Origin of the sequence: Streptococcus suis, from assembly GCF_002960625.1 — a bacterium.
Classification (GTDB): Bacteria; Bacillota; Bacilli; order Lactobacillales; family Streptococcaceae; genus Streptococcus; species Streptococcus suis_T.
In genome coordinates, this window is record NZ_POJH01000023.1 from 38,685 (window position 1) to 52,787 (window position 14,103).

Sequence of the window (14,103 nt, forward strand, 5' to 3'; positions counted from 1 at the left end):
TTAGTGTCCTCCCTTGTTTAATTTTTTCTCAAGAGCTTGAATGCCTAGGGTCAAAATACTGGTCATCATCAAATAATAGAAGGCTGCAAAAATAAGCGGACTTTGAGTGAGATAAGTCGTTGTCGCAACTGTCTGAGCACCATTCCACAACTCAATAACACCAATGGTTGACAGGAGCGAACTGTCCTTAACAATAGTCACAAACTCATTTCCCAAAGCAGGGAGAATATTCTTGATAGCCTGTGGCATAATGACATAGCGCATGGCTTGTTTTGGACGAATACCCAATGAATAAGCAGCTTCCAATTGACCTTTTGGCACAGCATTGATACCCGCACGAATGGTTTCAGAAACATAGGCACCTGAGTTCATTGAAATGACAATAATCCCTGGAATTAAACGCGTCAAATCTACATCTAAGATTCCAATTTGGATAGTCGGCGCCACAAAGTTGGTCATGGCAAAGGCAATCATAATCTGTACTACCATTGGAGTACCGCGGAAAATCCAGACATAAATATTGGCAAGCCAAACCAGAACCTTATATCTACTGCGTTGGGCAAAGGCCAAGAGCGTCCCTAAAATACTACCAAAGAAAACCGAGAAAAAAGCGATAATAAGGGTTACAAGGGCCCCATAATTAAAATATGCCCAATAATCAGGCAAGAAAGAAAAATCCATTCATTCACTCCTCAAATATGATTTAGACACCATTATACCATTTTTGTATATTTATGCAACTGTTTTTGCTTAGATATTCATTTTATTGCAAGAAAAAAGCACCTATCGGTGCTCGAGCTTGTTCTTAGTACAACAATTCGTAGATTTCCATCGCAATCAAGTCAATGCTGTCAAACGTATAGGTTTCACGAGCAGCAACATCACGCAAGGTAAATACTGAACCATTTTCCTCGTCATAGCTATAAGCCACTTCTGCAACAACAACACCTTCACGCTCAAAATTACGTTTCAATGTACCGCCATCGTTAGCCATAGCTTCCAGACGATTGATAATTCTCACCAAATGTGATTCCATATTCCTTCTCCTAATCCTTTTTATAAAAACATTTTACCACATATTATAAAAAAAGTCTTGATTTTTCAACATTTTCTTGTCAGTTCCAAGGCATCCAAGTGATTATGTTCCGAATATAGCAGTTTCTTGATTATTCCCTAAATCTTGTTATAATAAAGCTATAACTGACCTTTATTGACTATTTGACAAAGGTCCATTCTAAAGAAAGAGGTAGAACGATGCTCTGTCATAACTGTAAAATCAACGATGCAACCATCCATCTCTATACCAATCTAAATGGTAAGCAACAACAGGTAGATCTCTGCCATAACTGCTACCAAATTATGAAAACTGACCCAAATAATGCTATTCTAAAAGGATTGGGAGATTTGACCAATCCAAATAATATGGACCCTTTCAGCGAGTTCTTCAATCACTTGGGAGGCTATCCAGGAAACACTCCAGCTGGCAAGAAACGTGACCAAACCCCACCAACACAAGCAGGAGGGAACAACGGGCGTGGTGGGCAAACTCCACCACCTCAGCAACCACAACAACCAAATGGACTTTTAGAAGAGTTTGGTATCAATGTGACGGAAATTGCCCGCCGTGGTGATATTGACCCAGTGATTGGCCGTGACCAAGAAATTACACGTGTCATCGAAATCCTCAACCGCCGTACCAAGAACAATCCTGTCCTCATCGGTGAGCCAGGTGTCGGTAAAACCGCTGTTGTTGAAGGGTTGGCTCAAAAAATTGTCGACGGCGATGTGCCACAAAAATTGCAAGGTAAGGAAGTCATCCGATTAGACGTTGTCAGCCTGGTACAAGGGACTGGTATCCGTGGTCAATTTGAAGAACGCATGCAAAAACTAATGGAAGAAATCCGTAATCGTCGTGAGATTATCCTCTTTATCGACGAAATCCACGAGATTGTCGGTGCTGGCTCTGCTGGTGATGGCAATATGGATGCTGGAAATATCCTCAAACCCGCCCTTGCCCGTGGCGAAATGCAGCTAGTCGGTGCAACAACCCTCAACGAATACCGGATTATTGAAAAAGATGCAGCCTTAGAACGCCGCATGCAACCTGTAAAGGTCGAAGAACCAAGCGTTGAAGAAACCATTATCATTCTCAAGGGTATCCAGAATAAGTATCAGGATTACCACCATGTCAAATACTCTGACGCAGCTATTGAAGCTGCTGCGGTTCTTTCAAATCGCTATATCCAAGACCGTTTCTTGCCAGACAAGGCCATTGACCTACTGGACGAAGCTGGTTCTAAGATGAACCTGACCCTCAATTTTGTTGATCCAAAAGAAATCGACCAACGCTTAATTGATGCCGAAAATCGTAAGGCCCAAGCAACTCGTGACGAGGACTATGAAAAGGCTGCCTATTTCCGTGACCAGATTGCCAAGTATAAGGAAATGCAAAAAGCAACCATCAGCGAGGAAGATATTCCCCTCATTACTGAAAAGGAAATTGAAGCCATCGTAGAACAAAAAACCAACATACCTGTTGGCGATTTGAAAGAAAAAGAACAATCTCAATTAATCAACCTGGCTAGCGATCTCAAGGCACATGTTATCGGTCAAGATGAAGCTGTTGATAAGATTGCCAAGGCCATTCGCCGCAACCGTGTTGGTCTTGGAGCGCCAAACCGCCCAATCGGCTCCTTCCTCTTTGTCGGACCAACCGGTGTCGGTAAAACAGAGCTGTCCAAGCAACTAGCGATTGAACTCTTCGGTTCAGCCGATAGTATGATTCGCTTCGATATGTCTGAGTACATGGAGAAACATGCCGTTGCCAAGCTAGTCGGTGCCCCTCCAGGCTATGTAGGCTATGAAGAAGCCGGTCAGCTAACTGAAAAAGTCCGCCGCAATCCTTACTCTCTCATCCTCTTGGATGAAGTAGAAAAAGCCCACCCTGATGTCATGCACATGTTCCTCCAAGTCCTAGACGACGGCCGTCTGACAGATGGACAGGGACGCACGGTCAGCTTCAAAGACACCATTATCATCATGACTTCAAATGCTGGAACTGGTAAGGTTGAAGCAAGTGTAGGCTTTGGAGCAGCCATGGAAGGTCGCACCCAGTCGGTTCTTGGCCAACTCAGCAATTTCTTCAGTCCAGAATTCATGAACCGCTTTGACGGAATCATCGAGTTCCAACCACTCAGCAAGGAAAACCTTCTCGAAATTGTCAGCCTCATGCTTGATGATGTCAACAAACGCTTGTCTAATAACGGTATTAGCTTACATGTGACAGATAAGGTCAAAGAAAAGCTAGTTGATCTAGGTTACGATCCAAAAATGGGGGCTCGGCCACTACGCAGAACCATTCAGGATCAGATTGAAGATGCTATTACAGACTTCTACTTGGAAAATCCAAGCGAAAAAGACCTTCGCGCTGTTATGACCAGCAAGGGGAACATTCAAATCAAGGCACATACAAAAACAAAATAAGTAGGAAAAGCGGGACTGGTAACTTGACCAGTTCCATTTTTTCAAAAATCCTTCCTCACATATAAAAAATACCTAATTTGACCAGAAAAGGCTAGTCTGATGAAAAATGTAAGAAAAATGGTATAATATAGTCATCTCAATTGAAAAAAGGACTTAGTTTACTATGAATATTGCCGTTTTTGGAGAAAAGAAGGCTGACGTAGACTATCAAAATCGATTTGGTGTCTATGCTGTTATCCCGGATGAAAATAAAGAAAATATCATCCTCGTTCAAGCACCAAATGGTGCCTGGTTCCTACCAGGTGGGGAAATCGAAAAAGGGGAAAATCATCTCATCGCCCTAGAACGCGAACTAATGGAAGAGCTTGGTTTTACAGCCGAAATTGGTCACTATTATGGTCAGGCTGACGAATATTTCTACTCTAGCCATCGAGATACCTACTTCTACAACCCCGCTTACATCTATCAAGTGACCAGCTACCACCAGGTCGGCCTACCTTTAGAGGATTTTAACCACATTGCCTGGTTCCCAATCGATGAGGCCATCGAAAAACTCAAACGAGGCAGTCACAAGTGGGGAATTGAACAATGGAAATTGCAAGAAAATGTGTCTGATAACTAGCCAAAACACCCCCTAGCGTGCTATAATGGAACTAAAGAGATGTAGGAGGTTCCACATGAAAATCATAAATACGACAAATAGTCATTCATACCTGGTCCAAAATCAGTTGGCCAATACCGATGCCTTTCTAGTAGAAACCTATTCTGCTGGTAATACAGATGTTATTTTCACCCAGGCCCCTCGTCACTATGAACTCTTGATTAGCAACAAATACAGGGCTGTGCAACAATCCGAAATCGAAAAAATCCGTGATTTCTTCCTTCACCGCAAGATTGATGAACGAACAATTGACAAGGCTGCTATTCAAACCATCCATACCGAACGGTTGATTGAAATGTCTATTCCCATTATCACTGAAATCTAAGAAGCCAACGGGCTTCTTTTTTTGTCCAATATACAGTCGAATGAAGAGCTTTCAGACAAGGAACTGAGGTCTAGGTTGGAAGCTGGGCTCAAGTCCCGTAACGCTTCTCAGAGTTGGTATCAAGATTTCAGCCCAGTGGTCATATAACTTGCAGAGCAAGATACTTTTGTAGAGTAGGACAAGCCGAAAGCGATGATGTGTCTTAGCCAACTCAAATAACCATACAAAGAAAAAGCCTATCTCAAAAGATAGACTTTATATCTGTTTTATGCTTCAAAACCTTGAGCTACTGCTTCAGCAAAGTTTTCTTCTACTACGCTAGCACAGTGGTCACAGATGGTTGCTCCATAGCTACGCTCAACAACGCTAGTATCAATGCGGCGGCAACGATCACACACTTCACCGGCTGCACGTTCTACAGCAAAGGCAACTTCATCCACCACAAGTGCACTTTCAGGAGCTGCTTCCGTGGTTACTGTCAAGTTTGAAACGATGAGTAACTGAGCCAGGTCTGCATTCAAGCTCTCCAAGAAGGACTTGGTTTCAACTGACACATAGGCAGTCAGATGTGCTTCTAGCGATTTACCAATCACTTTAGCGTTACGTGCTTCTTCCAAGGCTTTTTGAGCTTTTGTACGGAAGACCATAAAGCTTTCCCAATCAGCTAAAAGCTGCGCTTCATTGCCAAATGTTTCCACCTCTGGCATTTCCGCCAATTGTACAAATTCTTCTGCTTCATGTTCCAAGTAGGACCAGATTTCTTCTGCCGTGTGTGGCAAGATCGGAGTCAAGAGCTTGGTAATTTTCACCAAGATGTCATAGAATACTGTCTGCATCTGACGACGAGAAAGTGATTTAGCACCATCAATGTAGACGACATCTTTGGCAAAATCGAGGTAGAAAGCTGACAAATCAAGAGTCACAAAGTTTACGACAGACTTGTAGATAGCCATGAAATCATAATTGTCGTAGGCTTCACGGATTTGAGCTACCAACTTGTTAAATTTCACCAAAAGATACTGGTCAACAGAACGAAGTTCGTCGTAGGCTACCGCATCGCTTGCAGGATTGAAATCAGAAGTGTTGGCAATCAAGAAGCGAAGGGTATTACGGATTTTACGGTAGGTTTCAGAAACCTGCCCAAGGATATCCATAGACACACGCACATCGTTTGAAGTATCAACGGATGTCACCCACAGACGCAAGATTTCTGCACCAAACTGTTTCTCAACATCACTTGGAAGGATGGTATTCCCTAGAGATTTAGACATCTTCATGCCTTTACCATCAAGGACAAAGCCCTGTGACAAGATAGCTTTGTATGGGGCATGACCATTTACGGCTACAGAGGTGATCAAGGATGAGTTAAACCAACCACGGTATTGGTCAGAACCTTCTAGGTAGAGGTCTGCTGGATAGGCAAGGTTTTCACGGGCATTCATGACGCCATTCCAAGAGGAACCTGAGTCAAACCAAACGTCCATGATGTCTGTTTCTTTGGTAAATTCGCCATTTGGTGAACCTGGATGGGTGAAGCCTGCTGGCAAGAGGTCTTTTGCTTCTGATTTCCACCAGATAATAGAACCATGCTCTTCAAAAAGGACAGCAACATGGTCTGTCACTTCCTTGGTCATAATGGCTGTACCATCTTCTGCATAGAAGATAGGGAGTGGCACACCCCAAGCACGTTGACGAGAGATGACCCAGTCACCACGGTCACGGATCATGTTGTAAAGACGCGTTTTACCCCAAGATGGATTGAAAGTTGTTGCTTCGATTTGGTCCAAGATTTCCTGACGGAATTTAGAAACAGAGGCAAACCATTGCGGTACTGCACGCCAGATGATTGGTTTCTTGGTTCTCCAGTCGAATGGGTAGGAGTGATTGATGACTTCGCTAGCAAGGAGCAAGTCACCCAATTTTTCCTTAACAGTTGGCACAACCTTATCATAGAATTGACCTTCAAAATCAGGACCCGCAGCTTCATTCATCAAGCCACGTTCGTTGACAGTTACCGCAACTTCCAAATCATATTTGACACCGACATTGTAGTCATCCTCACCAAAGCCTGGAGCCGTATGGACGATACCAGTACCCGAGTCCGTTGTGACGTGGTCACCCAAGATAACCAATTCATCCACTTCTCTATCCCATGGATGCTCTGTCACAATATATTCAAATTCAGCACCCTTGTGTTTTGAAATCACTTCAAAGGTTTCCCAACCGAATTTGGCTGCCAAGCTATCTACCAAGGCTTCTGCCAAGATGTACTTACGGTCTGAGCCAGCAGGTTGAACCAAGACATAGTCAATGTCTGCTCCCATGGTCAAACCACGAGAAGCCGTTACTGTAAATGGAGTGGTTGTCCAGACAACGATGTAGCTGTCTGTATCCAAAAGTCCCTTGCCATCTTTGACCTTGTTGGCATAATACAGAGATGTTGAGTCAATGTCATGGTATTCGATTTCAGCTTCTGCAAGGGCAGATTCAGATGACCATGACCAGTAAACAGGCTTGGCACCACGGTAGATATAGCCCTTGTCTGCCATAGCACCGAAGACACGGATTTGAGCTGCTTCGTAGTCTTTTGTCAAGGTGATGTATGGATTTTCCCAGTCTGCAGAAACACCCAAGCGTTTGAAATCATCACGTTGCTTGTCAACCTGGCTAAGAGCGTAATCGCGGCACATTTCAAGGTATTCGACCAAGTCCATTTCCTTGCGTTTGACACCTTGTTTTGCCAAGACCTGCTCAATAGGAAGACCGTGCGTATCCCAACCTGGTACAAAGGGTGCACGGAAGCCTGACATGGACTTAGAACGAACGATGATGTCTTTCGAAATCTTGTTCAGGGCATGTCCAACGTGGATATTTCCGTTTGCGTATGGAGGGCCATCGTGGAGGTGGAAGGCTGGCTTGCCTGCGTTGAGTTCTTGACGACGAGCATACAAGTTTGCTTCATCCCAAGCCTTTTGCCATTCTGGTTCACGAGTTGGCAAACCTGCACGCATTGGGAAGGCCGTTTGACCTAAGTTAAGGGTTTCTTTTAATTTCATTTTATCTCCTTTTTAAAAAGTTAATTCCATTTTTATTTCTTGTCCAATCATACCAACTGATTGGAAGCCAAATTTTTCTAAGATGTACCGCATTTTATGATTGCCGATTACATAATTCATGGTAATTGTGTGGCAACTTGGATCTTCCTTAGCCAGACCAATCACTTGCCGGATGACTTCCTTACCATAGCCTCTATTTTGATAATGCCTGTCTATTAACAAACGCCACACATAGTAGCTCTTGTCTTCTTGTATAGACAACAATACAAAACCTACGATTTTCTGCCCTGATTTGACTGCATAAGGAAGCAGATGTCCCTCCTCCCGATAGAGCCAAGCCTGAGCCAGAGAATATTCAACCGTTGCAACTCGACGCTGGTCCTCTTCTAAGACCTGCACTTGCAAGACTTCTTCAAAATTATCCTTATTTACTAATTCTAATCCTATCATAACATATAAAAAAACTCCCGCCAATAAGGACGAAAGTTCGTGGTACCACCTTAGTTTAGATAGGGTTTCCCCCATCCCTCTATGTTCGTAACGTGAACCGACGTCTTTCCCTACTTAACTGTTCAGGAAAGATCAGACAAAGGGATCCTTGACTAGAAAGGGATTGCAGGTCTTCCACCATCACCTGCTCGCTGAACATATTTCTAGCAATACTGTCTTTGTATCTGATAGTTATTCTGCAATGGAAACTTCGTTTGTTTCCCCTTTGTCAAAAGCCTCTGCTTGACGAGCTAATTCTGCAATTTCGTCAGAGGTCAACTGACGAGTATAGTCTAAGCTATCCTCTTCAATGGATACTTCCTCATCCAAAGCCTTATGAAGCACCTCACGGAAGGCTTCGTCACTGGTTTGAATATAGGTCGCTGTCGGACGAAGAATCTCTTCCCATTCAGACGAATTAACCAGTGATAGTTGACTTTCCATGGTTGATTTCAAACGTTGATGGAAAATACGAGTTTTATTCTTCAATTCCTCAGTTTCAATAACAATTTTCTTAGCATTATCCGTTGCATTGCGAAGGATTTCGTTGGCCTTATCCTTAGCTTCATGCAAAAGGGTAGCTGCATCGTAATCGGCTTGCTTAATAATATTTGTCGCCTGATCCTCAGCCGCATGTTTTACCTTTTCCGCTGTATCTTGCGCTAAAAGTACTGACTTACTCAAGGATTCTTTCATTTCATCGAAATATGTCAAGCGCTCACGAAGTGTCTTTAATTCTGCTTCTTGCTCATGATTTTTACGTATCAATTCCTCATAATCACGAGTAACAATATCTAAAAAGTCATCCACTTCGTCCGCATCATAACCTCTAAATTTGGTTGCGAAAGTTTTATCTTTTAATTCTAGTGCTGTAAGTGCCATTTTTCCCCCTATGTTTTAATCATTTCTAACTTTAATTTTACTTTACCTTGCTTAGAAAAACCTAAAAGTTCGCTTACTCGAATTCTTCCGTACTTTCTAAGACTAATCAATTGTCCTAACTCAACCTGCCTACCTGCTTGTTCTACCTGAACATAGTCCAATTTTACATGACCAGCTGCAATCAACTTATCTACCTTGGTTCGTGACAGATGGAAGGCTACTGCAATTAACTTGTCCAATCGCATACTGGAAACCAAAACTTCCTTAAAGAAAGGTTCTTCATTCATTTGGACTGGCGTAGACTGCCAATCTCGTTCCATCAGCTTAACAGGAACCCTTGCAATTTTAGCAATGGTCTGAATTGCCAGTTCTCCAAACTTCTTATCCAAAAAAATGAGTAACTCATCTTCTCTAATAAGAATATCACCTAAGTATTCTCTCCGAATACCCAATTTATTCAAGAAAGTTCCCAGTACCTGTGAATGTGATAAACTGTGAAACTTTCTAGAGTAGACAAGTTCTAGGGCCATCACATCAAAATCTTTTTTGTCCAAGACATAGTAGCTAGGAGCAAGAATGACACGAGAATACTCTGTTGGGACAAAGTCCCTTGTCGAAAACGCTTGTAAGTGGTAATAATTGGCAATCATCTGAGCAACAGCATCCTGCCTAGGATTTAAAAAACTTGTCAATCTGTAGGAATAAGTATCCTCAACTTGCTGACACATATCCATCACCTTCTCAACAAATTCCCTCTCCTCTCGGGCAAAATGTTCCAAAATATGCTTTTCACTCTTCATGTTTATACCAGGCCAACTAAGAGTTGCACCAATAGGCGTGTTCCCATATTCAAGACTAGCATGGCCACCAGGACTGTCAAATCTAAGCCCATAAATTGTAAGTTCAAGCGCCGAAAGGGTTTCAAGAGCGGACTAACTAGACTTTCTAAGAAACGACCAAGGGGACTTGTGAATAGAGCAGGGAACCAGCTCAATAAAGCATAGGCAAATAAGAGATAGGAATAAATCTCTACAAATTTTAATAGGATTAAAATCAGAATTTGCATACGTTTATCGCTTCATATCAAAATCGAAAGTCGTATCTGCCCCTTGTCCATTATTGGCATTACGCAATTCTTCAATATGTACAGTAACATTAACAGGCGTCAATAACCACATAGTATTAGACACTTTCTTCAGATTACCAGATAAAACCGAACGTGCTCCATCTAGATAATCCAAACAACGTCTTGCCTGTTGCTCAGACATATACTGAAAATCAATCAAAATACTAGCATTGTCCAAGAGTAGATTAACCATTTCCGGAGCATCTTCATACCGCTTTGGAAACTTAATGTCAATTGTAGATTTTGACATCTCGCTTGGACTTGCTGTCCTCAATTCTTGGCGTTTCTCACTAAGTCGCTGCACCTGGTAGTCTGAGCGTGTTTCCCTACGTGTTTCAGGCTTATTCTGTTGCTCATTAACACTCTGCGTTGCATTTGCAACACGCATTTTAGGTCTTTCATTTGGCATTGAGTAAGCTTCTTCTTGCTCAGTTGCCTCATTGACATCGTCAACCTCAAAGTAATTGAATAAATTTTTAAATGTATCTTTTAGTGCCACGGTTTTCTCCCTATTTCACTGACTCAAAAAATGCCGTTCCTATTCTCACATAGGTTGCCCCATGTTCAATAGCTATGTCAAAATCACCACTCATGCCCATACTTAATTCTGTAAAGGGCATACCTGGTAACTGCCGACCTGCCAACTCTTCTTGTACTTGCTTCATTTTAGAAAATATAGAAGCAAGCTCTACTTCATCTGCTTCAAAAGGAGCCATTGTCATCAAGCCAACAAGCTCAATATTTTTATAGTTAGCTATTTCAGATAAGACATCATCAATCTCTGACAAGGCAAATCCATGCTTACTTTCCTCACCAGATATGTTGACTTGCAAAAAGCACTTAATTCTTCTGGTAGCTCGTTTATCGATCTCTTGAGCTAATTTGACAGAATCTAAGGCATGGAAATAGTCTACAAAATTGATGACATCTTTAACCTTGCGTCTTTGCAGTGTACCAATCAAGTGCCAAGTGAGATTTTGGTCTGCTAAGGCCTTGTATTTATCTAAAAACAGGTCAACTCTGTTTTCACCGATGTGTCTTACCCCTGTTTTTACTAGCATATTAGCAATAGAGCTGTCAACATACTTGGTGACAGCTATTACATTTACAGATTCAATTGGACGCCCTGCCTTTTCAGCTGCTTGAGCCACAGCTAAAAATACATCATCCTTGTTCTTTTGGAAATCCATCTTAACGGTTTCTGAAGAATGGTGGCGTATCCAACTCATCTTCATCATGCTCCATTGAAAACTTCTCAACAGCTACTGCAGAAGATGGCTCTGTATCAGTAGGACGAATTAAATTTTCACGACGCAAGTCCCACTCACCAAAGGCAGAAGCTTTCGGTGTTTCGACATGTGATACAGTCGTACGAACAGGAGCCGTAGCTGGTGCTACTGGATGATCAAAACGTTGTGCTTGACGTGGCGCAACCGTTTCAGTGCGGTGGCGAGTAGCTTTTTCAGCTGCCTCTTGACGCACACCTGTTGCAACAACGGTTACACGGATTTCATCCTTCATGGTTTCATCAATAGATGTTCCCAACCAGATATTTACTCCTTGACCAGCCGCTTGGTGAACAATCTCAGAGGCATCCTCAGCTTCCGTCAAGGTCATATCATAACCACCTGTAACGTTGACAATAACATCTTCTGCACCATCAATTGTTGTTTCAAGAAGTGGTGAGTAAATTGCTTTACGAGCCGCTTCAATGACACGATCTTCACCAGTTCCGATACCAATACCCATAAGAGCATTGCCCTTGTTCTCCATAACAGTCTTCACATCCGCAAAGTCCAAGTTAATCAAACCAGGATTGGTAATCAAGTCTGTAATCCCTTGGACACCCTGACGAAGAACATTATCAGCTTCACTCAAAGCTTCCAAAAGTGGAGTTTTCTTATCAACAATTTCAAGAAGGTTGTTGTTTGAAATAATCAAAAGTGTATCTACTTGTTCGCGAAGACCTTCGATACCTTCGATAGCAAAGTTACCACGTTTGTTACCTTCAAAACCAAATGGACGCGTTACAACGGCTACAGTCAAGGCACCCAAATTTTTAGCAATACGTGCAATAACTGGTGCCGCACCTGTACCTGAGCCACCGCCCATACCAGCAGTGATGAAGACCATGTCAGCTCCTGAAAGAACGTTTGTTAACACTTCTTCGCTTTCCTCAGCCGCCTTACGACCAACTTCAGGCTGACCTCCAGCACCTAGACCGCGGGTTAATTTTGGACCCAACTGAATAACCGTTTCCGCTTTTGAACTACTCAAGGCTTGCACATCTGTGTTGGCTGCGATAAACTCAACACCTGCTACACCTTCTTCAATCATACGGTTGATGGCGTTACCACCACCACCGCCGACACCGATTACTTTAATGACAGCACCATGACTTGCTGCTGCTTCAAATGAAAATGCCATAGTTTATATCACCTTTTCTATTCTCTTACTCAAACATACTTCCAAACATACCACGGATACGTTCTGTTATATTTCCTTTGGTTGCTGGACGACTATCTTCTACTTCGCTAGTATAAATGGGAATGGTTGATTCTTCCGGTTCTACCACATTCAATTCATTCACAATCTCTTTCTGAATTGGTTGATTATTGCGTGGGCGTGCCATCGGAATATCTACAGGCTTGTGTCTTAAGAAGGTCTCACCATTTACAGCACGTTGAGCGATATCTGCCACTTCTTCAAGTTCACCTACATACTCAACAAAACTGATTACGCTCGCAAAGGACGGATTGCGAATTCCGATTTGATTTGGAACAAAGAGCTTGGTATGTGTCCCAAAAACCTCTTGTGCTAAGTCAGTGATCCCTGGCAAAATAGCGCCACCACCTACAAGAACAATACCCCCTGGTAAGTCTAAAGCACGTGTTCTTTCCAAGTCCTGCTTCACTCGCTCAAAAATCTGACGAAGTCGAGCTGCAATCACCTCTGAGAGATAACGTTCTGTAACTTCAACCGGTGCATTTTCACCAATAACATCAACTGTAAATTTCTCCTTGTCACTCGCTTCTGCTGGGTAGGCAATACCGTAATTGAATTTCAAGTTCTCAGCAATACTTTTTGATGTTGTCAAGACTTTTGAAATGTCATTGGTAATATAATCGCCACCCTCTTGGTAGATATTGGTGTAATGCAATTCTTGACCACGCATCACCGCAACTGTTGTCTGACCTCCACCGAGATCAATCACAGTAGCACCAAATTCACGCTCTCCCTCATTCAATACAGACCGTGTCAATGCAAGTGGAGCAATGACAACATTTTCAACTTGTACACCTGCACGTTCAACCGTTTTACGAAGGTTGTGAAGGATGGTACGTGGACCAGTATAGAGCATCCCACGCATCTCCAACCGAATACCCATCATGCCACGAGGGTCCTTGATTCCTTGGAAACCATCAACTATGAACTCTTCTGGGATAAACGAAATCACTTCGCGTTCAGGAGTCATGCTCTTTGTCAACGCTGACTTCACAACATTCTCGACGTCCACATCGGTTATCTCTTGTGAATCGGTCGTCACTGGAATCATGCCTTGAGACGGCTCGATTTGAAGTAGATTTGCAGGCAAACCAACGTTAATTGACTCAATACGCAAACCTGACTTTTCTTCCGCCTGCTCGATAGCCTTTTTTATCGCACCAGCAGCAACCTCAATATTGACAATAATCCCATCCTTGACACCAGCACTTTTCACATTGCTGACACCAATTACGTTCATTTCATTTTCATTATATTCTGCAACCAAGACTTTAACGGAGCTTGTACCAATATCTAATCCCGTAAAAAAGCCGTTTCTAGCCATTCTATCAGTCCTCTCTTACTTCCACTTTAACAAATCATCTTCCATTTTAAAAAATAGTATAATTAGTCATCTTTCATTATACCATATTCTATTCGAATTTGGGGATAATAAAGGATTATTTTATAATTTTTTCTTTATCCCTAAATTCTCAAAGTAAGTTCTAGTCTAACGCCAAAACTGGAAATTAGACTGAGACAAAAAAATAAGCTAGAACTTACTATGGGACAAGTTGGTAACTAATAATGAAAAACA

14 protein-coding genes are annotated in these 14,103 nt (G+C 42.4%); 3 read left to right on the forward strand and 11 right to left on the reverse strand.

Features of this window, described 5'->3' with window-relative positions; translation table 11 throughout:
- Nucleotides 1-681: an amino acid ABC transporter permease gene (locus C1G49_RS04335; protein ID WP_105124750.1), complete on the reverse strand. Its 681-nt coding sequence runs from the start codon at nt 679-681 to the stop codon at nt 1-3.
- A gap of 124 nt (nt 682-805) precedes the next feature.
- Nucleotides 806-1,036 carry a DUF1797 family protein gene (locus C1G49_RS04340; protein ID WP_024532454.1) on the reverse strand — a complete coding sequence of 77 codons (231 nt, stop codon included), beginning with the start codon at nt 1,034-1,036 and terminating at the stop codon, nt 806-808.
- A gap of 218 nt (nt 1,037-1,254) precedes the next feature.
- Between C1G49_RS04340 and C1G49_RS04345 the strand changes: the two genes are divergently transcribed.
- The 3 genes from C1G49_RS04345 to C1G49_RS04355 all read left to right on the forward strand — a co-directional run bounded on the left by C1G49_RS04345 (nt 1,255) and on the right by C1G49_RS04355 (nt 4,469).
- A complete protein-coding gene (locus tag C1G49_RS04345) occupies nt 1,255-3,483 on the forward strand; it encodes an ATP-dependent Clp protease ATP-binding subunit (RefSeq protein ID WP_105124751.1) in 2,229 nt (742 codons plus the stop codon).
- A 163-nt stretch (nt 3,484-3,646) separates the two neighbouring features.
- Nucleotides 3,647-4,105 carry an NUDIX hydrolase gene (locus C1G49_RS04350; protein WP_105124752.1) on the forward strand — a complete coding sequence of 153 codons (459 nt, stop codon included), beginning with the start codon at nt 3,647-3,649 and terminating at the stop codon, nt 4,103-4,105.
- Between the two features lie 55 nt (nt 4,106-4,160).
- On the forward strand, nt 4,161-4,469 hold the full coding sequence (locus C1G49_RS04355) for a DUF1827 family protein (RefSeq protein WP_105113716.1): 309 nt from the start codon (nt 4,161-4,163) through the stop codon (nt 4,467-4,469).
- 266 nt (nt 4,470-4,735) lie between these two features.
- Here C1G49_RS04355 and ileS read toward each other — a convergent pair whose 3' ends face one another.
- From ileS to ftsA, 9 genes are all read right to left on the reverse strand, one after another.
- Entirely contained in the window at nt 4,736-7,525 is a 2,790-nt protein-coding gene (gene ileS, locus C1G49_RS04360) for an isoleucine--tRNA ligase (protein ID WP_105124753.1), read from the reverse strand.
- A gap of 12 nt (nt 7,526-7,537) precedes the next feature.
- The gene (locus tag C1G49_RS04365; protein ID WP_105124754.1) at nt 7,538-7,975 is read right to left on the reverse strand and encodes a GNAT family N-acetyltransferase; all 438 of its coding nucleotides are present in this window, start codon (nt 7,973-7,975) and stop codon (nt 7,538-7,540) included.
- A gap of 231 nt (nt 7,976-8,206) precedes the next feature.
- Nucleotides 8,207-8,896: a DivIVA domain-containing protein gene (locus tag C1G49_RS04370; protein ID WP_105124755.1), complete on the reverse strand. Its 690-nt coding sequence runs from the start codon at nt 8,894-8,896 to the stop codon at nt 8,207-8,209.
- 8 nt (nt 8,897-8,904) lie between these two features.
- Nucleotides 8,905-9,696, reverse strand: coding sequence for an RNA-binding protein (locus C1G49_RS04375; protein WP_105124756.1), 792 nt, complete (start codon nt 9,694-9,696; stop codon nt 8,905-8,907).
- Between the two features lie 2 nt (nt 9,697-9,698).
- Complete coding sequence (locus C1G49_RS04380) at nt 9,699-9,962, reverse strand: YggT family protein (RefSeq protein WP_105124757.1); 264 nt, start codon at nt 9,960-9,962, stop codon at nt 9,699-9,701.
- Between the two features lie 4 nt (nt 9,963-9,966).
- The gene (gene sepF / locus C1G49_RS04385; RefSeq protein ID WP_105124758.1) at nt 9,967-10,521 is read right to left on the reverse strand and encodes a cell division protein SepF; all 555 of its coding nucleotides are present in this window, start codon (nt 10,519-10,521) and stop codon (nt 9,967-9,969) included.
- A 10-nt stretch (nt 10,522-10,531) separates the two neighbouring features.
- Nucleotides 10,532-11,212, reverse strand: coding sequence for a YggS family pyridoxal phosphate-dependent enzyme (locus C1G49_RS04390; protein WP_105124759.1), 681 nt, complete (start codon nt 11,210-11,212; stop codon nt 10,532-10,534).
- Between the two features lies 1 nt (nt 11,213).
- The gene (gene ftsZ / locus C1G49_RS04395; protein WP_105124760.1) at nt 11,214-12,449 is read right to left on the reverse strand and encodes a cell division protein FtsZ; all 1,236 of its coding nucleotides are present in this window, start codon (nt 12,447-12,449) and stop codon (nt 11,214-11,216) included.
- Nucleotides 12,450-12,474: 25 nt separating this feature from the next.
- Entirely contained in the window at nt 12,475-13,851 is a 1,377-nt protein-coding gene (gene ftsA, locus C1G49_RS04400; protein ID WP_105124761.1) for a cell division protein FtsA, read from the reverse strand.
- Nucleotides 13,852-14,103: the final 252 nt, after the last annotated feature.